Source organism: Luteibacter mycovicinus (assembly GCF_000745235.1).
In the GTDB taxonomy this organism is placed as follows: domain Bacteria; phylum Pseudomonadota; class Gammaproteobacteria; order Xanthomonadales; family Rhodanobacteraceae; genus Luteibacter; species Luteibacter mycovicinus.
This window is the reverse complement of sequence record NZ_JQNL01000001.1, coordinates 725037-746396: the sequence shown is the minus strand read 5'-3', so window position 1 is coordinate 746396 and position 21360 is coordinate 725037. Positions and strand designations below refer to the sequence as shown.

The 21360-nt window shown below is 65.1% G+C and carries 23 protein-coding genes and 1 tRNA gene; 14 read left to right on the top strand and 10 right to left on the bottom strand.

What is annotated here, in order from left to right; all coding sequences use genetic code 11:
- The first annotated feature begins 56 nt into the window (after positions 1-56).
- Positions 57-407 (top strand): hypothetical protein, encoded by a 351-nt coding sequence (locus FA85_RS03390; protein ID WP_036111941.1) that lies wholly within the window; start codon positions 57-59, stop codon positions 405-407.
- A gap of 291 nt (positions 408-698) precedes the next feature.
- Here the strand turns inward: FA85_RS03390 and FA85_RS03385 are convergent, their stop codons facing one another.
- The 6 genes from FA85_RS03385 to FA85_RS03360 form a co-directional block, all read right to left on the bottom strand.
- Entirely contained in the window at positions 699-1157 is a 459-nt protein-coding gene (locus tag FA85_RS03385) for a hypothetical protein (RefSeq protein ID WP_036129116.1), read from the bottom strand.
- Positions 1158-1229: 72 nt separating this feature from the next.
- On the bottom strand, positions 1230-2153 hold the full coding sequence (locus tag FA85_RS03380; protein ID WP_428977056.1) for an aspartyl/asparaginyl beta-hydroxylase domain-containing protein: 924 nt from the start codon (positions 2151-2153) through the stop codon (positions 1230-1232).
- A 100-nt stretch (positions 2154-2253) separates the two neighbouring features.
- On the bottom strand, positions 2254-3021 hold the full coding sequence (gene thiD / locus FA85_RS03375; RefSeq protein ID WP_156108698.1) for a bifunctional hydroxymethylpyrimidine kinase/phosphomethylpyrimidine kinase: 768 nt from the start codon (positions 3019-3021) through the stop codon (positions 2254-2256).
- A 274-nt stretch (positions 3022-3295) separates the two neighbouring features.
- Positions 3296-4684, bottom strand: a complete 1389-nt coding sequence (locus tag FA85_RS03370) for a PhoH family protein (protein ID WP_036111950.1) — start codon at positions 4682-4684, stop codon at positions 3296-3298.
- 82 nt (positions 4685-4766) lie between these two features.
- The gene (locus FA85_RS03365; protein WP_036111952.1) at positions 4767-5228 is read right to left on the bottom strand and encodes a peroxiredoxin; all 462 of its coding nucleotides are present in this window, start codon (positions 5226-5228) and stop codon (positions 4767-4769) included.
- Between the two features lie 22 nt (positions 5229-5250).
- Complete coding sequence (locus tag FA85_RS03360) at positions 5251-5811, bottom strand: glycine cleavage system transcriptional repressor (RefSeq protein WP_036111955.1); 561 nt, start codon at positions 5809-5811, stop codon at positions 5251-5253.
- Between the two features lie 180 nt (positions 5812-5991).
- Here FA85_RS03360 and dapA point away from each other — a divergent pair, with 180 nt between their 5' ends.
- From dapA to FA85_RS03345, 3 genes are all read left to right on the top strand, one after another.
- Positions 5992-6885 (top strand): 4-hydroxy-tetrahydrodipicolinate synthase, encoded by an 894-nt coding sequence (gene dapA, locus FA85_RS03355; protein ID WP_036111957.1) that lies wholly within the window; start codon positions 5992-5994, stop codon positions 6883-6885.
- Positions 6886-6914: 29 nt separating this feature from the next.
- Positions 6915-7499 (top strand): hypothetical protein, encoded by a 585-nt coding sequence (locus FA85_RS03350; RefSeq protein WP_036111959.1) that lies wholly within the window; start codon positions 6915-6917, stop codon positions 7497-7499.
- Positions 7500-7707: 208 nt separating this feature from the next.
- Positions 7708-8670: a hypothetical protein gene (locus FA85_RS03345; protein ID WP_051943447.1), complete on the top strand. Its 963-nt coding sequence runs from the start codon at positions 7708-7710 to the stop codon at positions 8668-8670.
- Between the two features lie 121 nt (positions 8671-8791).
- Here the strand turns inward: FA85_RS03345 and FA85_RS22100 are convergent, their stop codons facing one another.
- A complete protein-coding gene (locus FA85_RS22100; RefSeq protein WP_036111962.1) occupies positions 8792-9076 on the bottom strand; it encodes a hypothetical protein in 285 nt (94 codons plus the stop codon).
- 38 nt (positions 9077-9114) lie between these two features.
- On the opposite strand from FA85_RS22100, the gene FA85_RS22095 reads away from it, so the two are divergent.
- The 3 genes from FA85_RS22095 to FA85_RS03325 all read left to right on the top strand — a co-directional run bounded on the left by FA85_RS22095 (position 9115) and on the right by FA85_RS03325 (position 11464).
- Positions 9115-9399, top strand: a complete 285-nt coding sequence (locus FA85_RS22095) for a hypothetical protein (protein WP_036111965.1) — start codon at positions 9115-9117, stop codon at positions 9397-9399.
- 109 nt (positions 9400-9508) lie between these two features.
- Complete coding sequence (locus FA85_RS03330; protein WP_156108700.1) at positions 9509-10432, top strand: hypothetical protein; 924 nt, start codon at positions 9509-9511, stop codon at positions 10430-10432.
- 30 nt (positions 10433-10462) lie between these two features.
- Positions 10463-11464, top strand: coding sequence for a hypothetical protein (locus FA85_RS03325; protein WP_036111968.1), 1002 nt, complete (start codon positions 10463-10465; stop codon positions 11462-11464).
- Between the two features lie 357 nt (positions 11465-11821).
- On the opposite strand, the gene fdxA is transcribed toward FA85_RS03325, so the two are convergent.
- Both fdxA and FA85_RS03315 read right to left on the bottom strand, forming a co-directional pair.
- Entirely contained in the window at positions 11822-12145 is a 324-nt protein-coding gene (gene fdxA / locus FA85_RS03320) for a ferredoxin FdxA (RefSeq protein ID WP_036111970.1), read from the bottom strand.
- Between the two features lie 29 nt (positions 12146-12174).
- Positions 12175-12250, bottom strand: a tRNA-Glu gene (locus tag FA85_RS03315).
- A 183-nt stretch (positions 12251-12433) separates the two neighbouring features.
- Here FA85_RS03315 and pcnB point away from each other — a divergent pair.
- The 7 genes from pcnB to FA85_RS03280 all read left to right on the top strand — a co-directional run bounded on the left by pcnB (position 12434) and on the right by FA85_RS03280 (position 19457).
- Positions 12434-13798: a polynucleotide adenylyltransferase PcnB gene (gene pcnB, locus FA85_RS03310; RefSeq protein WP_036111972.1), complete on the top strand. Its 1365-nt coding sequence runs from the start codon at positions 12434-12436 to the stop codon at positions 13796-13798.
- Positions 13795-14280 carry a 2-amino-4-hydroxy-6-hydroxymethyldihydropteridine diphosphokinase gene (folK, locus tag FA85_RS03305; protein WP_239709081.1) on the top strand — a complete coding sequence of 162 codons (486 nt, stop codon included), beginning with the start codon at positions 13795-13797 and terminating at the stop codon, positions 14278-14280. The genes pcnB and folK overlap by 4 nt, the downstream gene beginning before the upstream one ends.
- A gap of 69 nt (positions 14281-14349) precedes the next feature.
- Positions 14350-15177, top strand: a complete 828-nt coding sequence (gene panB, locus FA85_RS03300) for a 3-methyl-2-oxobutanoate hydroxymethyltransferase (RefSeq protein WP_036111975.1) — start codon at positions 14350-14352, stop codon at positions 15175-15177.
- A 10-nt stretch (positions 15178-15187) separates the two neighbouring features.
- Positions 15188-16033: a pantoate--beta-alanine ligase gene (gene panC / locus FA85_RS03295; protein WP_036111978.1), complete on the top strand. Its 846-nt coding sequence runs from the start codon at positions 15188-15190 to the stop codon at positions 16031-16033.
- Between the two features lie 137 nt (positions 16034-16170).
- Positions 16171-16551 (top strand): aspartate 1-decarboxylase, encoded by a 381-nt coding sequence (gene panD / locus FA85_RS03290; protein ID WP_036111981.1) that lies wholly within the window; start codon positions 16171-16173, stop codon positions 16549-16551.
- A gap of 256 nt (positions 16552-16807) precedes the next feature.
- On the top strand, positions 16808-18442 hold the full coding sequence (gene pgi, locus FA85_RS03285) for a glucose-6-phosphate isomerase (RefSeq protein ID WP_036111984.1): 1635 nt from the start codon (positions 16808-16810) through the stop codon (positions 18440-18442).
- A 157-nt stretch (positions 18443-18599) separates the two neighbouring features.
- Positions 18600-19457, top strand: a complete 858-nt coding sequence (locus FA85_RS03280; protein WP_156108701.1) for a hypothetical protein — start codon at positions 18600-18602, stop codon at positions 19455-19457.
- A gap of 13 nt (positions 19458-19470) precedes the next feature.
- Here the strand turns inward: FA85_RS03280 and parE are convergent, their stop codons facing one another.
- The gene (gene parE / locus FA85_RS03275) at positions 19471-21360 is read right to left on the bottom strand and encodes a DNA topoisomerase IV subunit B (protein ID WP_036111990.1); all 1890 of its coding nucleotides are present in this window, start codon (positions 21358-21360) and stop codon (positions 19471-19473) included.

Here is a 21360-nt window from a genome sequence, read left to right as displayed (position 1 = left end):
GGCGTTGCGAACCACTTCTTGAACACACCGCCCGGCGTCCGGTCACGGACAGGCCGATGAGGCTCATCGTGCGAGCGATGGTGGCACGCCTTTGCGTTTTGGCGTGCCACAACTCGGGGCTACGTGCGGCACGCATGGAGATGACTATGGAAAAGTTTGGAACGGTTGGCGAAGGAAGTTTTTGTATCGACCCCGAGGCGAGCGTCAACGCGTTGTTGAATGACGCTACCGAGTTGTTGCAATACGCGCGGGGCATGACCGATTTGCTCGTTGAGTCGCTGCAGGAAGACGAAATTCCCGAGCGTCAGCGCACGTTGCTTGCGCTGGGAGGTGTCGGTGCATTGATTACGATGGGTGTGCAGTGCGCGGCGCGGGCGCACGCGAAGATGGAGTGGGACAAGGTTTGATGTTGGAACCGCCGGCGCGGGCGGATGCAACGCTTTGTTCGCCATGTTGAGCGCTGAGGGGTCGCGAGCAGGCTCGCTCCTACATGAGCCAAGTGGCGTCAGCGTTCGGAGGGGCGTCGGCGTCTGGCGTTCCTGGAGCGATTCCGCACGGAGGCGAAGGCCGGAGGAGGACTTAGCGACAGGAATGGCAGACGCCGACGCCCCTTGCCGCGAGGCGAGGCCTCAAATCAGATGCGATGGCAAAGCCGAGCCCGGCCGCGGCGCTTCGATCCGAGCACGCCACGTCGGCGGTTAGTCGCGTGAGCCACTCCGGCAAACCGAAGCCTGCGCCGGATAATGATCGACACACCACGCCACCCACTTGCGTGTGTTCTTCTCACGCTGACTCGGCAAAAGATGCCCGTTCTGCGGACCGAACGCACGTCCCGTCACCACCTTCAGCACGAACTCGAGCCCGTCATGGACGTACCACGGCTGCCCTTGCCGATCGCGTGAGCCCTGACGGCGCACCCAGATCGACTGCTCGGGAAGGCGACGACCGTCGCCCAGGTGACTGACGATATACGGCACGCCCGCGCTGCCGAGATTCATCAGCGCATCAAACGCACGACGTTCGCTGTCCGAATCCCTTGCCGTGTCGTCCACGAGCCTGGAGACCAGAGGCGCCAGGTCGGGCGCGGGCGGTGGCGCGGCAGAGGCGGCCGCGGCGATGGGCATCAATAACGCAAGGCAGAACGCTCGCTGGCTCATAACCTGTACTCCGTTCAGGCTCACCCCGCCCGGAGTATCGCGCCACGCGCGCGGCGCGATGTTAAGACCCGATCAGCGGTAGAACGGGTAGGGCGCCAGGAAGATCAGCCAGATCATCAGCACGATGCCGACGTACTTGATCAGGCGGAACAGCTTCGGGTTCGCCTTCTTGAATTTGCGCGTGCGCTCGCGGCCACGCTTGTTCAGGGCGAACATGCGATTGACGAAGCCGACTTGCTCATTGCCGTCGTCGCTGTTGGGCGAGGCGGTGATCGAACCCATGAAAGCGCCGACGCGCTTGTTGATGCCCGTCATCAGGCGGCTCTTCAGCGGACGCTCGACGTCGGCGAAGAGGATCACGCGGGTCTGGTCCGTGCGGTTCTCGGCCCAGTGCACGTAAGTCTCGTCGAAGACGACGTCTTTCCCGTCGCGCCAGGCGTGCATTTCACCGTCGACGAAGATGCGGCAGTCGTCGGAGTTGGGCGTGATCAGGCCGAGGTGGTAGCGCAGCGAACCGGCGAATGGGTCGCGGTGCGCATTGAGCTTGCTGCCCGGCGGGAGCAGGGCGAACATCGCGGCCTTGACGCTCGGGATGGAGTTGAGCAGCTTGACCGTCTCGGGGCAGAGCGCCTCGGCCGAGGACAGCGGTTCGCCGTACCACTTGAGGTAGAAACGCTTCCAGCCCTGCTTGAAGAACGAGTTGAACGACGCGTCGTTGTGCTTCTCCGCCGAGCGGATGAAGCCCTCGTCGAACAGATGCATCGCCTCCGCGCGGATCGCCTGCCAGTTGTTCTGCAGCAGGTCGAGCTGCGGAAAGCCGCGACGATCGAGGATCGGTCGCGCCGGCACGGCCGAGAAGGCGTACATCAGCAGGTTGTACGGCGCGAAGATCGCCGAGTGATCCACCAGCTGGCGATCGAAGCGCAGGCGCGAACGGCCGCGCAGATGCACCAGCAGCACGCACAGCGTGAACAGGATCAGGAGGTACAGGACGATGAAGCGTGGCCCGAGGAAATTCATGCGCGTGGACTCGACAAGGACGAGCGATACATGCGGCCGGAGCGGCCCGTATCAACGCGCATAGGATACTCCGCCCTCAGTGCCCCAGCACGTGGACCGTGCCCCGGCCCGGTCGCCAGGACCGCTGGAAGGCCTTGTTTACCCATGCAATCGCCTCGCGGACAGCCGATTGCGGCGATTTGCCCCGAGCCAGCCCCGCCGCCACCGCCGACGCCAGCGTGCAGCCGCTCCCATGCCCCTCGAAGGGGAGGCGCGGATTCCGGACCTCGATAACCCCACTGGCGTCGTAATAGCGATCGACGACTTCGCGGCCCTTGCCGTGGCCGCCTTTGAGCAGCACCCCAGCAGCGCCCAGGGCCAACAAGTCGGCCCCCGCGGCATCCAGATCGCGTCCCAGAGGACGGCCCAGCAACGCCTCGGCCTCAGGAAGATTGGGCGTCAGCATGTCGGCAAGAGGAATCAGCCGCGTCACCAGCGCCTCAAGCGCATCCTCATCCAGCAATCGTGCCCCGCTGGTGGCGATCATTACCGGATCCACCACCAGCCACGCCGGCTGACGCCGCCGCATCTCCTTCGCCACCAGCCGTGTCACGGCCGCACTACCCAGCATCCCGGTCTTCACCGCCGCAATGTCGAAGTCGTCGAACACCGCATCGATCTGGCTACGCACATGGGCCAACGGTAACGTGTGCACCGCCGTCACCCCACGCGTGTTCTGCGACGTCACCGCGGTAATGGCCGTCAGGCCATACGTACCCCGCGCGTAAAATGTCTTCAGGTCAGCCTGAATACCCGCGCCACCCCCGGAGTCGGAGCCAGCAATGGTGAGAGTGTTAGGACGCATCGTCATAACCGAAGGATAGCGGCGCATCCAGGCTTGCGGTTATCGCTCGGGCCACAACCCGACGTCACGTTCGTGGGGAGCCGCCGGTTGCCATTATTGGAGCGCTTCCGCACGTAGGCGACGGCCGAAGGAGGACTTAGCGACAAGAATGGCGACCGGCGGCTCCCCTGCCGAAACGCGGCAAGAGCCCGCGATGGCGAAGCCGAGCCCACCACCAGGCCCAAACGAAAAAAGGCGCGGTACAAGCCCGCGCCTTTTCTTCATAGCAGCGCGCTTAAAGCGCTTCAGAAGCGAAGTCAGCCAACCTCGACCTCTCACCGCGTTTCAGCGTGATGTGCCCCGAATGAGCCCACATCTTGAACCGATCCACCGCATAAGTAAGTCCCGACGTCGTCTCCGTCAGATACGGCGTATCGATCTGCTCGACGTTACCCAGGCAGACGATCTTCGTCCCCGGCCCCGCACGCGTAATCAACGTCTTCATCTGCTTCGGCGTCAGATTCTGCGCCTCGTCGATGATCAGATAGCGGCTGAGAAACGTACGACCGCGCATGAAGTTCAGCGAGCGGATCTTCACGCGCGACGCGAGCAGATCGTTAGTGGCCTGACGTCCCCACGACCCACCCTCCTCAGGATTGGCCAGCACCTCGAGGTTATCGGTCAGTGCACCCATCCACGGGGTCATCTTCTCCTCCTCCGTACCGGGAAGGAAGCCGATGTCCTCGCCGACGGAAACCGTCGCGCGGGTCATGATGATCTCGCGGTAGCGCTGCTGGTCCATGACCTGGGCCAGGCCGGCGGCAAGCGCGAGCAGCGTCTTACCCGTACCGGCGGTGCCGAGCAGGGTGACGAAGTCGACGTCCGGATCCATCAGCAGGTTGAGCGCGAAGTTCTGCTCACGGTTGCGGGCCGCGATGCCCCAGACGCCATGCGCGGAATGCGTGTGGTCGTCCAGCAGTACGAGCTTTGCCTTGCGATCGTCTTCGTCGCCGGTGATTTCCAGAACGCGCAGTTCGACGTCGTTCTCACCCGGCATGTAGAGGCATTCGTTGGCGTACCACGCCTCGTCCTCGTGCATGCTCACTTCGTAGAACGTGCGACCGCGCTCGTTCCACGAACGAAGCTCCGGGTGCCGGCTCCAGAAGTCTTCCGGCAGTGCGTCGGAGCCCGTGAAGAGCAGGGCGAAATCGTCCAGCGCACGGTCGTTCTCGTAGTCTTCCGCGTCGATCCCGTAGATCGACGCCTTGATCCGGAGGTTGATGTCCTTGCTGACGAGAATGACCGGCCGATCGGGGTACTGATCGCGCAGGTCGAGCACCGCGGCGAGGATCTGGTTGTCGGCCTTGCCGTTCCCGTGCCCGGCGCGCTGCTGGAAGAACAGCCGGCCGACCGCGGTGCGCTTGAGCTTGACGCCCTGAGGATTGGAGAGCTCGATGCCTCCGCGGATGCCTTCGCCGCCGCCGCGTTCGATGAGCTCGTTGATGAATCGACTGACCTGCCGTCCGTTACGCGAGACTTCCGAACCGCCTTTCTTTTTCTCGTCCAGTTCCTCCAGCACCGTCATCGGTATGAAGACATCGTGTTCCTCGAAGCGGAACAGCGAGGTTGGATCGTGCAGCAGCACGTTGGTGTCGAGGGCGTAGATGCGCTTGCTTCCGGTCATACGGAAGTCACCTCATGTGGAGGTTGCGAAGACCGGCCGCACGGCGACGGCCGGGGATGGGAGCCGCGTGACGCGGAATCCGTCACGCGGTGGGAACACGCTCTAGCACGGCCTGCGCATGGCCCGGGATTTTCACCCCGCGCCACTCGGCCGCGATCTTGCCGTTGGGATCGATCAGGAAGGTGCTGCGGACCACGCCGAGATAGCGCTTACCGTAAAGTACCTTTTCGTGGATGACGTCGAACGCGTTGCACCAGGTTTCGTCGGCGTCGGAAACGAGGGGGTAGGGCAGTTCCTGCCTGGCCGCGAAGTTCGCGTGCGAGCGCACCGAGTCGCGGGATACGCCGATCACTTCGGCACCGCGCGCCTGGAATTCGCTGTAAAGGTCGCGGAAGTCTTTCGCTTCGTTGGTGCAGCCGGGCGTGCTGTCCTTCGGGTAGAAGAACACCACGACCCACTTGCCTTTCAACGAGGCCAGCGAGAGCGACGAGCCGTCGCCGAGGGTGCCTTCGAGTCTGGGAAGTTTCGTGGTCTTGCCAGTCATGCGTGGGTCTTCAATCCTTCGGTCAGAACTTCACGGGATCCATGATGGCGTCGAGATTGAGGCCATCGCACAACTCGAGGAAGTCGTCGCGCAGGGCGGCGATGTGGGTTTCGGACGGAATGCCGATGGTGATCTGCGCCTGGAACATCTCGGCGCCGGTCTGCATCGCCTGGTAGCGCATGGAGGACAGCTGCTCGACGCTGATGTCGCGCCGGGAGAAGAACTCGATGATCTTGACCAGGATGCCCGGACGATCGGCGGCGATCACTTCGACCAGGTAGGGCAGCAGGTGCGCCGTCGGTTCGCGCGGCGTGGTGCGGTAATGGACAATCTGCAGTTCTTCGTCGCGGGCCAGCTTGCCCAGCGAGGTCTCCAGCTTGGCCACGGCGTCCCAGGCGCCCGAAGCCAGCAGCATGACGGAGGTGTCGTTGCCGATCGTGGAGACGCGGGCGTCGGCGAGATTGCAGCCGGAATCCGCGATGCGCTTGGCCAGCGCGAGGATCGGGGCGCGGTGCGCCGGCGACAGCGTCGAGATGAGGAGCTGGTTATCGGTGGTGGCGCTACGTGCTGCGGAACGATTCAAGGCGGAATTTACCCGTGGCGCGTCCCGCGGGGCGCGGAACCATCGCTTTGGGAGCAGCTTACTTGGCCCTGTCGCACGCTAGCAAGACACGCTGCGTCGTTCAGGCGGGGATTGGCTGAATGGACTCGCCGGAAACGCCCCGGTAACATGCGAAGGGCTGATTACTCAACGGGTTCCACCTTGGACATCTCAGGAAGCATCACCGCGCTGGCAACGCCCTTTGCCGCCGACGGTTCCCTCGACCTCGACGCTTTCGGTCGCCTGCTCGACCAGCAGATCGCGGGCGGCACGCAGGGCGTGGTCGTGGCCGGCTCCACGGGCGAGTCGCATTTCCTCGAGCATGACGAATTCGAGCGCCTGCTCGCCTTCGCGGTGAAACACGTCGACAAACGCATCCCCGTCATCGCCGGCACCGGCGAAGCGGCTACGGCCAGAACCATCGCCACCACGCGCCGCGCGAAGGCGCTGGGCGCGGACGCGGCGCTGGTCGTGGCGCCGTTCTACGTGCGGCCCACCCAGGAAGGCCTCCGTCAGCATTTCCTCGCGGTAGCCGATCAGGGCGGCCTGCCGGTCATCCTTTACAACGTGCCGCCGCGCACCGGCTGCGATATCGCGCCGGCCACCGTGGCGGTGCTGCGCGACCACCCGGGCATCATCGGGATCAAGGAAGCCCGGGGCGATGCGGAACGCATTCGCGCGCTGGCGGAACTTATCCGCCCGGATTTCGTCTACCTCAGCGGCGACGACGGTTCGGCTCACGAGGCCATGCTGGCGGGCGCCGCGGGGACGATCTCGGTCGTGGCGAACCTCGTGCCGGACGCTTTCCGTGCCTTCTGCGACGCCGCCCGTTCGGGCGATGCCACGCGGGCCGCGAAAGAAACCGCGCGTCTGGCACCACTGATCGACGCGCTTAACTGCGCACCGAACCCGATCCCGGTCAAGGCGGGGCTGAGCGCGCTGGGGCTCGGTTCCGCCGCGCCGCGGCTCCCGCTGGTCGAGCTGGAATCCGGCCCCGAACTGGCGAAGCTGCGCGAAACGCTCTCCGCTCTGGCACCATTGGCGTCTGCCGCCTGAAGCATCTCATTTCAACGGAACCCCGATTCATGAAGAAAACCTCGTACGCGCTGGTCGTCCCGGCACTGCTCCTGTCCGCCCTGCTGGTATCGGGCTGTGGCGCGTTCCGCTCCACCAAGGAGTGGCAGAAGGCCCAGCAGGAAGCCCCGCTCGAGATCCCCCCGGGTCTCGATACGCCGTCGACGAGCGCTGCGCTGGTTGTGCCGGACGTCGGTTCGGGCGCCGCGGATGCCAAGGCGGCCGCGATCGCCGCACCGGTCTCCGACGGCTTCATCCTCTCGGATGATCCGGAAGCCGCCTACCGCCGCATCGGCGAGCTGCTGAGCGTGGGTGACCTGGGCAAGGTCGTGTCGCACGACGATGCGAACCACACCTATCAGATCGCCGCGACCACCAGCGCCCCGGAGAACCGCCCGGGCCTCTTTAAGCGCATGTTCGGTGGTGGCAAGAAGGACGACGCGCAGGACGCTCCGGCGTCGGCGCAGGGTGGTAACCACACGGTCGTGCTGGCGGTGACCGCCAGCGGCACCGGCAGCGAAGTCCGCGCGCAGGGCGACGCCGGTGGCGTTCGCCGCGTGGTCGACGCACTGAAATCGCGGATGGGCAGCAAATAATCTCGCTCATCAGCGTATTCCTCAAAACGCCGCCTTCGGGCGGCGTTTTGCGTTGGGGCGGCACCTGTTATCCGTCGACGTGCCGAAAATGGCCTCACCGCGCCTACAGCGAAAGGCGGATGGCCCCGGATCGACACCCGCATTAGCGTATCGGGTGAGGGCGAGGCAGCCCGCCACGATGGCGATCGATCCAGGGAAGGACGGGGACATGAAGCACGGGAAAACGTTGCTGCGTACAGTTTTGGTGACGAGTTGGCTGGTCCTGCTCCTCGCGTGTGCACCGGCCGTGCGGCAGCCTCCGCCGCCGGAGGCGTCCCGGACCCGTGCGGGCATGGTGGTCCAGGGAGCGCATGACAGCGACGGGCAGGCCGTCGCGCGCCACCTGCAAGACCGCTACGACGACACGGCGGCGGACTGCCGCAAAAACGCGAGCGATCCCAATCCGCTTCCAGCGGTGCTCTGCTCGGGCATTCTGCTGCGCACCACCGTGCGCGGGAACTACGATGTCTGGAATCCCAACCTCGGGTCGCCTCTGAAGTACGGGGTATCGTTCTCCTGGCTACGCAGGGACTCCGCGTTCGGCGGCCTGGTTTTCAACTACGACAACGGCTTCATCATCCTGCCGCACTTCTTCGCGGATTCGCCGTCGGATGGTTATACCCAGCTCGCCGTGTTGTGCATCTTTCCTTTTGACGCGGATACGCTGAATCGGAAAGGGGATAAAAACGACGGCTGCGGTCAGCATGGGACGACGCAGGGTACGGGTCCCTGCCAGGCGCAGAAGATTGAAACAGCGGCCCAATGGCTGGCTAAGTTTGGCGCGGCGCCAAACCGCTATCGCGATCAATGCGGCTTTACGCTGACGGCCGGGACGCCTGGCGCTTCTCTCTCGTTTCAGGCGCAGGCGAGCATTCGGACACAACTGACGCAGTTCTTCGGGATACACAACGAAGTCATGGTGGAGAAGTGGGCGCAAAACGATGCACACATCCCTCTTGAGGCCTTCTTTTACGACGACCGGGGCGCAGGGCTGGCCAGTGCGCGACTGAATCAATGGGACTTCCAGGCCGCCACTCGTCGGTGGGTGCCGATCATCAAGGTAACGATGCCGACGGCCGTCAATGGGCCGGCCGCATTCACGTACGTGGTTGCCGATCAGCAGATTCCCTGAGCCTTGAGGGCGCAGTCAAAACGAGGCGGAGCGAGTCGGCCGCTATGGATAACGGATCGTCGGGAAGGAGACCGTCATGACCCAAGGAAGCGATGCGACCGAGCGGTTGCGGGTAGCGCTGTTAGGCCTGCTCGATGAGCTGGATGCGCGAACGGATGTGGGTGGCGCGCAGGTCAGTGCTGCCGGACCGGTAAACGACGAAGTGCGGGAGGACGCCGATGCGGAATCGCATCCGGAGGTCAGTGCCGCCCGTTGGGGGCAGTATCTTCTGAAAAGGCAGCACGATCTGCTCGCCACGTCGCGGGACCGGAACGTGGTCGATGAGGCTCGCGGCCCGCTTGCGCGGCGGCATGCCTTGTTGGCATCGGAATACCTCCAGACGATCCTGGAGGGGCAGATCGAGCATTTTTCCGGTGGCATCTCGACCAATCAGGTCTGGATCCCGTGTCCGTGTTTTGGGACGGTGCCGCCGCCGCCGCCGCCGCCGCCGCCACCGCCACCGCCACCGCCTCCGCCACCGCCACCGCCACCGCCACCGCCACCGCCACCGCCACCGCCACCGCCACCGCCACCGCCACCGCCACCTCCTGTGCCGGTGCCGCCGCCCCCGGGGCCGTATCCACCGCCTCCGTCACCGCCGCCACCGCCGCCGGGAGGTGGGAGCGCCTGCAGGACGTGTGGGAGCACGGTGAATCCTCAGGGTGCGCGTTACTGCATGGACTGCGGTAACACGTTATGAGGTAGCGCGGCACCGCACAGCGATCCGCGGTTTTTGCGGTTTTTGCGGTTTGTGCGGTGTCGCCTTTAGCGGTTCCGGGTTGCCATGGAAGGATTCGTCATGGAACGGCGTGTTTCGGAAAGGTTGCGTGCCGGTGGGCTGGGGCTGTGTTGCCTCCTGGCCTCCTGTAGTCACACCGTTCGCCTTCCTGCGCCGATGGCGCATGACGGCGACGGTCTCAGGGTCGCCCGCGCTATCCAGGCCAGGTACGACGACTCGACGAATGTCCGCTGCAACGGTTCGGTCACCGCTCCCTCGTTTCTCTGCTCCGGCGTCATGCTCCGCAGTACGAGCTACCCGGCCAGCGGTCACGCCTGGGACCCCAAGGGCGCAACCAATCCCAAGCCGGGGGGTATCTCGTTCTCCTGGATGCGACGTGACGCGCAGTTCAACAAAGTGGCACACGGGTACACGCAGGGTTTCGTGCTGATTCCCGTGCTGCTTTATGACGGACGGCCATTCCGGAATATGGAAGTCCTCTGTGCGTATGCCATCGACGGTGCGTCCGATGAGCGCGCCAGTCGCGGGTGTGGGGCCCACCGCAACTACCTTTCCGACAGTGGACCGTGCCAGTCGCAAGGCATCGTGACGGCAGCGGCGTGGCTGCTTCACTACGTCAAGGTGTCGGGCGAATACGAGCAGCGCAACCATCAGTGCGGCTTTGCCGTGATGTCCGCCACACCGAACTCGTCGGCCATCTTTCAGGAAGCTCTCGGCGCCATGCGTGTCATCAAGCAGCAGTCGTTCCGTGAGCAGAACGAACTGGTTGTGGAGGAGTGGTCGTTTGGCGATGACGCCCGGTTGCCGATCGAGGCGTTCTTTTACATCTCAGGGCAGGACGGTCCGCGCGGGGCGATGGCCTACCAGCGTGATTTTCAGGCAGTCGCGGGCCGTTGGGTGCCAGTGATTCGCCTGACGCTGGCGCCGTCGGCGGGAGACCGAGCCACGTTCACGTATCGCCCGCAGGATCAGGCCATTCCCTGATCGGAGCTATTCAGCCAAGGAAGGTGAGTCATGAAGCATGTATGGATTCGACGCTACCGCGCGTGGGGTGTGGCTTTCGCGATCGCGATGTTGGCCGCCTGCTCCAGTGTCCCCGGCACTCGTCCGGCCTCCCCTGAGCGGGCGACAGTGGTCGCGTCACGTCCGGCGGACGTCTCGCCGCTGGGTGCTCATGACAATCAGGGAGCCAGGCCGGGGACGACGTACTCCGTCGGTGTCCAGGACGCTGACGGACCCTCGGTGGCGGCGGCCCTGCAGGCGCGCTACGCCAGCGCCGTCACGGCGTGTCCTGGCGGCCTGCCGGCCGTGTCATGTTCCGGTGTGCTGATGCGGGCGACGGTGCGCGGTGCCTATCGCGTCTGGAATCCCAATCCGGTAAGCCGCACGCCGCGGGGAGTGCCTTTCTCCTGGCTGCGCCGGGACGCGGCGTTCAGCGGGATGGTCTTCAATTACACCAACGGCTTCGTCGTGGTGCCCTATCAGACGGCCCTGGGTTTGCCAGGCCGATACACGGCACTGGAAGTGCAGTGCGTCTATGCCTATGACGCCGATACGTACAACCGCACAACCGGCCTGCGCGACGGATGCTCGCCCCATGACACTGAGACAAGCACCAACACGGCGCCGTGCCAGTCGCAGGACATTTTCAATGCCGACCAGTGGCTCCGCCGGTTTGAATACGCCGCCAATCGCTACACCATGCAATGCGGCTTCCGGGTCAGCGCCGGCACGCCGAACGCGGCTGCCGTTTTCATGGCGCTGCCAGCGATACGAGCGAAGCTGCCGAACGAGATGTGGCTGCATGACGAGCTGATGGTCGCCACGTGGGGTCAGAACGACCCCCGCGTTCCTGTCGAAGCGTTCTTCTTTCTTGCTGGCAGCGCGGCCGGTCTGGCGGAGGCGCGCGCGAATCAGGCCGACTTCCAGGCCGCCACCGGGCATTGGGTGCCGGTCATTCAGTTGACCCTGCCGACCAGTCCGAATGGTCCGGCCTCATTCGTCTACACGCCCTGAGGCGGGCGTGGGATCACTGCGACGGAGGTCTCATCGGGAGACTCCGCGCATCAACGCGGGAGAGCGGATATGAGTGATCGATGGAGCGAGCTGGCGACGAAGCTGGCAGAGGTGGTGAAGCTGATCGAGCTGCTTCAGCAGCCGGTGGCGTCGGAGGGTGGCATTGAGCCTCTTCGTGTCATCCCTCCAGGGCCTGGGGGAGGGACGCCCCCGCCTCCGCCGCCGCCACCGCCAGGTCCGGCACCGACCCCGCCAGGAGGTGGCGGAATCTACTGCAAGGCATGCGGAACGTATAACGTCTTCTGACAGTTCTGGCGGGGCGGGACGGACACGTCCGCCCGTCCCTTGCCCGGCGACTCAGCGCTCGATCAGATCGATCTTGCCCGGCTTACCTTCCCAGTCCTTCGCGTCGGGGAGGCCGTCCTTGCGCTCGGTGATCACCTTCCACTCTTTCGAGAGTTCGGCATTCAGCGCCACGAACGCTTCCTGGCCCGCGGGGACGTCGTCCTCGGGGTAGATGGCGTTGATCGGGCATTCCGGCTCGCAGAGGGTGCAGTCGATGCACTCGTCCGGATTGATCACGAGGAAATTCGGGCCCTCATGGAAGGCATCCACGGGGCAGACTTCGACGCAGTCCGTATACTTGCACTTGATGCAGTTGTCGGTAACGACAAAGGTCATGCGGACTATTTATGCGCCGAAGAGGAAAGTGGTGCTCCCTACGAGGTTCGAACTCGTGTTCCCGCCTTGAGAGGGCAGTGTCCTAGACCACTAGACGAAGGGAGCAGGTCGTACCCGGGGTACGAAGCGCGCTAGTATAGCCAAAATCCGGTGGCCAGCAACGCTTTTTTTGCCCGCTCGTCGGATCGGGTCAGATTCGTTACATTTGACCCATTCATCCCGACACCGGCTGCCGGTGGGGGCAGCCACTTGAACGGACGCGGACGCGCCCGCCAGGACCAAGACCGCTTGAATCCCGAAACCAGGAATGAGGTTCCGCCGACGCTCCGCGTCATCCCGCGCGAACAGCACTCCATTTCCCGCAAGAACATCAGTAAAGCCGCCCTGCGCGTGCTGTACCGGCTGCACGACGCCGGCTTCGCCGCCTACCTGGTCGGGGGCGCGGTACGCGACCTGCTGCTGGGCGGCCATCCCAAGGACTTCGACGTAGCGACGGACGCCACCCCCGACGAAGTCAAGGGGCTGTTCCGCAACTGCCGCCTGATCGGCCGACGCTTCCGTCTGGCCCACGTCGTGTTCGGCCCCGAGATTATCGAGGTAGCGACCTTCCGTGGCACGGGCGAGGAAGGCGGCGAGGGCGACAGGCACATCGCCACCGACGGCCGCATCGTCCGCGACAACATATGGGGCACGATCGAGGAAGACGCTGTGCGCCGCGACTTCAGGGTCAACGCGCTTTACTACGACATCGCCGATTTCAGCGTGCGCGATTTCGTCGGCGGCATGCAGGACCTCGAAGACCGCACCATGCGGCTGATCGGCGACCCCGATCAGCGCTATCGCGAAGACCCGGTGCGCATGCTGCGCGCCGCCCGCCTTGCCGCGAAGCTCGGCTTCACCATCGATGCCGCCGCGTCCGCGCCCTTCGCGACGCTCGGCCATCTGCTGACCGAGGCGGCACCCGCCCGCCTGTTCGACGAGTCGCTCAAGCTTTTCCTGGGCGGTCACGGCCTGAAGAGCTTCAAGATGCTCGAGGCGTGCGGCCTGCTGAAATTCCTCTTTCCCGCCACGGCGCGGGCGCTCGAGCGGGGCGACAACGCCCTGCGTGCGCTCGTCGAACAGGGGCTCGCCAACACCGATGCACGCATCGCCGAGGGTAAGTCGGTTACGCCGGCCTTCCTGTACGCGGTGCTGTTGTGGGGCGAAGTGCGCGACCAGGCCCAGGGCTGGATCGCCCAGGGCTATGACGTCAACGAAGCATGGCAGCACGCCGCGGTGCGTGTCGTAGGCGAGCAGTGCCAGCGTGTGGCGATCCCGCGCCGCTTCACCTTCACGATGGAAGAGATCTGGTCGCTGCAGCCGCGGTTCGAGCAGATCCACCGCAAGCGCGTGTTCCGTCTGATGTCGCACCCGCGCTTCCGGGCCGCGTTCGATTTCCTTCTCCTGCGTGCCCCGGAATCGGATGGCATGCGCGAGCTGGGCGAGTGGTGGGCGCATGCCCAGCAGTTGCCGCCCGAGATGCTCGCCGCCGCCCTCGGTGGCGGTGGCGTGCCGGTGCACGAGCCTTCCACCTCGTCGTCGGCGCCCGCGCGCAAGCGTCGCCGTCGCCGCAAGCCGACGGGTCGCGGTAAGGGCGGTTCGGGCGACGCGTGAGCGTGACCGCGCTGATCGGCCTGGGTGGCAACCTGGGTGACGTGCGTGCGCGGCTCGCGGCCGCGATCGACGCGCTCGGCCGGGTGCCGGGCGTTTCGGTGGGGGCTCGCTCGCGGTTTTACCGTACGCCGCCCTGGGGCAACGTCGACCAGCCGGACTTCGTCAATGCGGCGGTCGCGGTCGATACCGCCATGGGCCCGCATGACCTCCTCGATGTCCTGCTCGCCACCGAGCGCGACTTCGGGCGTGTTCGCGATGGCGAGCGCTGGGGGCCGCGCACGCTCGATCTGGACCTGCTGGCTTACGGCGATCGCACGATCGACGACGAGCGGCTTACCGTGCCACATCCCCGCATCGCTGAACGAGCCTTCGTGCTGTTGCCCCTCGCGGACATCGCTCCCACGCTGACCCTGCCCGGGATCGGACGGGTCGACGCGTTGCTTGGTCACGTCGACGCGGCCGGCTGCGTCTTGCTGGGCTGATGTCATCTCCTTGAGATGCCGCTCGTGTAGGCGGACAATTCCCGTTTCACCCAATCTGGCGAGAAGAGCGTGTACGTCGAAAAAACGAGTGCGCCGGCGCGTAAGCCGGTGACCGTGCCGGGCCTCAAGGCGATGAAAGCCGATGGCCGGAAGATCGTGATGCTCACCGCCTACGATGCGAGTTTCGCCGCGCAGTTGGAGTTTGCCGGGGTAGATATCGCCCTGGTCGGCGATTCGCTGGGCATGGTGGTACAGGGTCGTTCCAGCACGCTGCCGGTCACGGTCGACGAGATGGTCTACCACACCGCCGCGACCGCGCGCGGGCTGTCGGCGACCCTGCTGGTGGCCGACCTGCCGTTCATGAGCGATCGCGACGTGGCGACCGCCATGGACGCCGCTGCGCGACTGGTGGGGCAGGCGGGTGCCGCCATGGTCAAGATCGAGGGCGCCGGGCGTATCTGCGAGGTCATCGCCGCGCTGGCCGAACGCGACATTCCGGTCTGCAGCCATCTGGGTCTGACGCCGCAATCGGTGAACAAGTTCGGCGGCTACAAGGTGCAGGGCAAGACGCAGGACGCCGCCGACAAGCTGCTGGCCGACGCGAGGGCGGTGGAAGCCGCCGGTGCCGACCTGCTGGTGCTCGAGTGCGTGCCGTCCGCGCTGGCAAAACGCATCACCGCCGAGCTGTCCATTCCCGTGATCGGGATCGGCGCGGGCGTCGATTGCGACGGTCAGGTACTGGTCGTGTACGACCTGCTCGGCCTCACCCCCGGCAAGCGCCCGAAGTTCTCGAAGGACTTCCTCGCCGGCCGCGATTCCATTCAGGGCGCGATCGCCGCCTATGTCGAGGACGTGCGCGAACAGCGCTTCCCCGGCGCCGAACACAGCTTCACCTGAGGACCACCCGATGCAGACCGTTACCGATGCCGCCGCGCTCCGCGCCACCGTCCGTGGCTGGCGCGCCGCCGGCCACAACGTCGGCTTCGTGCCCACGATGGGCAACCTGCACGCCGGCCACCATTCGCTGCTGAAGCTGGCGCGTGCCCGCGCTGACCGCGTGGTCGCCAGCGTGTTCGTCAACCCGACCCAGTTCGGTCCGGGCGAGGACTTCGAGCGCTACCCGCGTACCCTGGCTCAGGATCAGGCTGGCCTGGCCGAGGCAGGGTGCGACATCCTTTTCGCCCCCGAGGTGTCGACGATGTATCCGTTCGGCCCGGCCGCCAGTGTCAGCATCCACGTGCCGGTCATCACCGACACGCTCGAGGGTGCGCATCGCCCGGGGCACTTCGACGGCGTCGCCACCGTGGTGGCCAAGCTGTTCAGCCTGGTCCAGCCGGATCTCGCCGTGTTCGGCCAGAAAGACTTTCAGCAGCTCAAGGTGATCGAGCGGATGGTCGCCGACCTCTCGCTGTCGGTGAAGGTCATGTCCGCGCCGACCCTGCGTGACGAGGACGGCCTGGCCAAGAGCTCGCGCAACCAGTATCTGTCGACCCAGGAGCGCGCCCGCGCGCCGCAGATCTACGCCACCCTGACCCAGATGCGCGATCTGTTCGGTCAGGGTCACAGCTGGCAGGCGCTGGAACAAGCCGCCAGGGCGCGTCTGGAGCGGGCCGGCTTCGTGCCCGACTACGTGGCGATTCGCCGTGCGGACGACCTTACGGAGCCGACGGCGGAGCAGCGCGACGGCCTCGTCGCCCTCGTGGCTGCCCGGCTGGGCAATACCCGCCTGATCGACAACCTGCCGTTCGACTGAATCCCTTCACAAACGGGGACTTGCGTTTCGAGGCGCTGTCCCCCATAAAGCGCACCGACAGAGGAAGCCCACGCGACGGACGGGCAACCCTCCGTTAGAATGGGCGTTTTTGTAACCGCCAATACCCAGAGACCGCCATGCAGCTCAACATGCTCAAGTGCAAGATCCACCGCGCCACGGTGACTCACGCCGAGCTGAACTACGAAGGTTCGATCGCCATCGACGGCAACCTGCTCGACGCCGCGGGTATCCGCGAGTACGAGCAGATCCATGCCTGGAACATCAGCAACGGCGAACGATTCGTCACCTACGCGCTGCGCGCGGATGAGGGCTCGGGCATCATTTCCGTCAACGGCAGCGCCGCCCGTCGCGTCTCCGTAGGCGACCTCGTGATCATCGCCGCGTTCGCCACCCTGTCCGAGGCCGAGATGGCCAAGTATCAGCCGGACCTGGTGTACGTCGACGCGAACAACCGCATCACCCATACGAATCATTCGATTCCGAAGCAGGCGGCGTAGCCGCCTGCTGTGTAGGAGCGCGCCTCGCGCGCGAAAAGCCGACAAGGCGATGAAGCGGCACCCCATCATCGCCCCGTAGGCCTTTCGCGCGCAGGGCGCGCTCCTACATCAGCGGGCTGGCCACAGCCGCGGGGCGGCCACACCATCGGGCTGGCCACACGATCTCGCGAGTCCCCGGAGCGACATCCATACAATCCACTTACGCTGCACTGCGGTAACATCGGGATTCCCTATCCGTTGCAGCCAAGTGGAAGCCATGGAATCACAGCACGACCGTCTGCCCTCGTTCGAGGCGCACGCCTCCCGCCTTGCCAGGACCACGCTTCGCGAACTCGTCCAGGACGATGCCCGCGGTGAGCGCCTGCGTCGCCGCATGGGCCCCATCCTTCTCGACGTGTCCCGCCAGAAGCTCGACGTCGCGGCGCTCGACGCCGTCGGCGAGTACATCGAAAGCACCGGCTGGAAAGCCGCGCGCGACGCGATGTACGAAGGCAAACACATCAACACCTCCGAAGACCGCGCGGTGCTGCATACCGCGTTGCGCGGCGGTGCCTCGCGACATCCTGCGGCGCCCGCCGACGTCCGCAAGGAAGTCGCCGACGCGCTCGACAAGATGGAAATCCTGGTCAATGCCGTCCACAAGGGCGAAGGCGAGTCGGTCGGCCTGATCGGTCGCGTCACCGACGTGGTCAACATCGGTATCGGCGGTTCGGACCTCGGTCCCCGTCTGGCCGTGCACGCGCTGGAGCAGTTCCATGTCGACGGCATCCGCAGCCACTTCCTGACCAATGTCGACGGCCAGGCAGCGACGGACCTGATGAAGGTGCTGGACCCGGCGCACACGCTGGTGATTCTCGTCTCCAAGAGCTTCAACACGCAGGAGACGCTGCTCAACGGTGGCGTGTTCCGCAACTGGATTCTCAAGGCCAACAACGGCGACGAGGCGAAGACCACCAGGCACTTCATCGCCGTGAGTTCCAACGACGAAGCCGTGCACAAGTGGGGTGCCTCTCAGGTGCTCCCGATGTGGGACTACGTCGGCGGCCGTTTCTCGCTCTGGTCTGCGGTCGGCGCGTCGATTGCCTTCGCCATCGGCATGAAGGGCTTCCGCGATTTGCTCGCGGGCGCTGCCGAGGCCGACGATCATTTCCGCAGCGCGGATTGGAAGGACAACCTTCCGGTCCTGCTGACCATCGCCGAAGTCTGGAACCGCAACGTCCTCGGCCGCACTAGCCGTGCCGTCGTGCCGTACGTGGATTCCCTCGCCGACCTGCCGTCCTACCTGCAGCAGCTCGAGATGGAAAGCCTCGGCAAGCACGTGCATCCGGGCGACGGCAGCGAAGTGACGGGCAAGACCGTCCCGGTGGTCTGGGGCAGCATCGGCACCAACGCGCAGCACGCCTATTTCCAGGCGCTGCACCAGGGCACCGATATCGTGCCGCTGGAGTTCATCGGTCTGGTCAAGCCGGCGCACCCGCTGCGCGAGAACCACGACGTGCTGCTGTCCAACCTGCTGGCGCAGGCCGCTGCGCTGTCGCTGGGCAAGACCTTCGAAGAGGCCCTGGCCGAAGCGAAGACCGGCACGGAAGAAGAGCGTCGCGCGCTGGCTGCGCAGCGCACGTTCAAGGGAGACCGTCCGAGCACCGTGTTCATGCTCGACTCGCTCACCCCGCATTCGCTGGGTGCGCTGATCGCGCTGTACGAGCACAAGGTGTTCCTGCTCGGCCACCTGTGGGGCGTCAACGCGTTCGACCAGTGGGGCGTGGAGCTGGGCAAGGTGATTGCGAAGCAGATCTATCCGTCGCTCGCCAGCGATAAGGACGTCGGTGATCTGTCGCAGTTCGATGGCGCGACACGTGCATTGATCGGGGCGATTCGCGGGCGTCGGTAACGAGCATCGCTAACACACGAAGAGCCCGGCATATGCCGGGCTTTTCGTTTTTACATGCCGGAAAAACACAGGTCGCGCCTACAGCCAATGGCCTATCGCGGTGCTGTTGCCATCGGGCGCACAGTGAGCGCGAAGTTCCCAGGGATGGAGACGCGTCATGACGACACGACACACTGGAATGTGGAAGGTTTTCGCCCTTCTGCTGTTGCTTGCCGGCTGCGCCACGGAGTCGCCCCGCCGACTCACGCCACATGCCTCGACGCAGGAAGACGGTGCCACGGTGGCGCAGCACATCCAGGATCGGTACGACCAGCTCTACACGGAATGTCGGCCCAGCTATACGCCCGCGGTGCTGTGCACGGGCGTCCTGATGCGTGGGACGGTATGGTCCACGGGCTACCATTCGTGGATTCCGAACCCGGCAAACGCGAATGGTGGCGTGTCCTTCTCGTGGCTGCGGCAGGACTCGAATTTCGGCCTCTCGGCCTATCCGAACGGGTTTATCGTGTATCCGCATTTCTACTCGGACTCACCCAACTTCTACCAGCTGACGGTGAACTGCGGCTACGTCATTAACGCGGGAACGAACGGCCTCGCCGACAAGTGCCGGTCGCCGTGTCACGCGCAAAAGGTGTACACCGCCGCCCAGTGGCAGGCAAAGTACGGCGCGGGGTCTTATGGCTGTGCATTCAAGATCGCCCCCGGGGACGCCGCTCCGGATGCCGCCGTCGCATGGATGCAGATCGTCGAGGTCCGCAAGGCGCTGAGCATCTTTACGTGGAACGAAATCCTGGTGGAGGCATGGCCCCAGAACACCTACGCAAACATGCCGCTCGAGGCGTTTTTCTATATCTCAGGGAATGCATCCGGCCTCTCCAGCGCGAAGCTGGATCAGCAGGATTTCAGGACGACAGCGGGTCGCTGGGTTCCGGTGATCCGGTGGACACCCGCGACGTCGATCGGTGGCCGCGCCACCTTTGCGTACAACGCGGCCGACCAGGCCATCCTCAACTGAAGCAAGGCGACGCTCAAACCTCGAGCGTCGCCATATCACCCTTTTCTTCCAGCCACTGCTTGCGATCGCTCGCACGCTTCTTGGCCAGCAGCATATCCATCAGCTTCGCCGTCCCGTCTTCCGCTTCGATGGTCAGCTGCACCAGACGACGCGTATCGGGATGCACGGTCGACTCGCGCAGCTGCGCCGGGTTCATCTCGCCCAGGCCCTTGAAGCGCGTCACGCTGACGGCACCCTTCATCTTCTCGCGCTCGACCTTCTCCAGCATCAGACGCTTCTCTTCCTCGTCCAGGCAATAGAACACCTGCTTGCCCACGTCGACACGGAACAGCGGCGGCATGGCGACGAAGACGTGGCCCTGGCTGACAAGGGTCGGGAAGTGACGCAGGAACAGGGCGGCGAGCAGGGTGGCGATGTGCAGGCCGTCGGAATCCGCGTCGGCCAGGATCACCACCTTGCCGTAGCGCAGACCGGACAGGTCGTCCTTACCGGGATCGCAACCGATGGCGACCGCCAGGTCGTGCACTTCCTGCGACGCAAGCACGGCGGTCGACTCGACTTCCCACGTGTTCAGGATCTTGCCGCGCAACGGCATGATCGCCTGGAAGTCCTTGTCGCGCGCCTGCTTGGCCGAGCCGCCCGCCGAATCGCCCTCGACGAGAAAAATCTCGGTACGGGTGAGGTCGGTGGACGCGCAGTCGGCCAGCTTGCCGGGCAGGGCGGGACCTGCGGTGATCTTCTTGCGGACGACCTGCTTGGCCGCCTTGAGACGCGCGCTGGCGCGTTCGATGGCGAGCTGGGCGATCTTCTCGCCGAGGTCCACATGCTGGTTCAGCCAGAGACTGAAAGCGTCGTGCACCACGCCTTCGACGATGCCGGCGGCCGCACGCGAGGACAGGCGCTCCTTGGTCTGGCCGGCGAACTGGGCGTCCTGCAGCTTGACGCTGAGCACGAAGGCCAGCCGCTCCCAGACGTCTTCCGGTGCCAGCTTGACGCCACGCGGCAGCAGGTTGCGCAGGTCGCAGAACTCGCGGATAGCGTTGGTCAGGCCCGAACGCAGACCGTTGACGTGCGTGCCGCCCTGCGCGGTCGGAATCAGGTTGACGTAGCTTTCCTGCACGAGGTCGCCTTCCGGCAGCCAGGCCAGGGCGACGTCGAGTGCGTCGGTCTCGCGTGAGAAATGCTTGACGAACAGCTCCGACGGCAGCGCTTCGGCGCCCTGCAGTTCGGCGCGCAGGTAATCGGACAGGCCATCCTCGAAGTACCACTCGGTGGTTTCGCCGGAGCTTTCGTCGGTCAGGCGAACGGTGAGGCCGGCGCACAGCACCGCCTTGGCGCGCAGCAGGTGCTTGAGCTTGGAAACGAGGATCTTCGGCGTGTCGAAGTACTTCGGGTCGGGCCAGAAGCGCAGCGTGGTGCCGGTCTTCTTCTTGGGCACCGTGCCGATGACTTCGAGGTCGCTCGCACGGTCGCCGTCGGCGAAGCTCATGCGGTATTCCTGACCCTCGCGGCGGATCGTGACGTCCACGCGCGTCGACAGCGCATTGACCACCGACACGCCCACGCCATGCAGGCCGCCCGAGAACGCGTAATTCTTGTTCGAGAACTTGCCGCCCGCATGGAGGCGGGTAAGGATCAGTTCGATACCCGGCACCTTCTCTTCCGGGTGGATGTCCACGGGCATACCGCGGCCGTCGTCGGTGACTTCGACCGAGCCGTCCTCGAAGACGGTGACATCGATGGTTTTCGCATGGCCGGCGAGGGCTTCGTCGACCGAGTTGTCGATGACTTCCTGGGCCAGATGATTCGGCCGCGAGGTGTCGGTGTACATGCCGGGACGGCGCTTGACGGGATCGAGACCGCTGAGGACTTCGATGTCTGAGGCGTTGTAGCGAGTATTCAT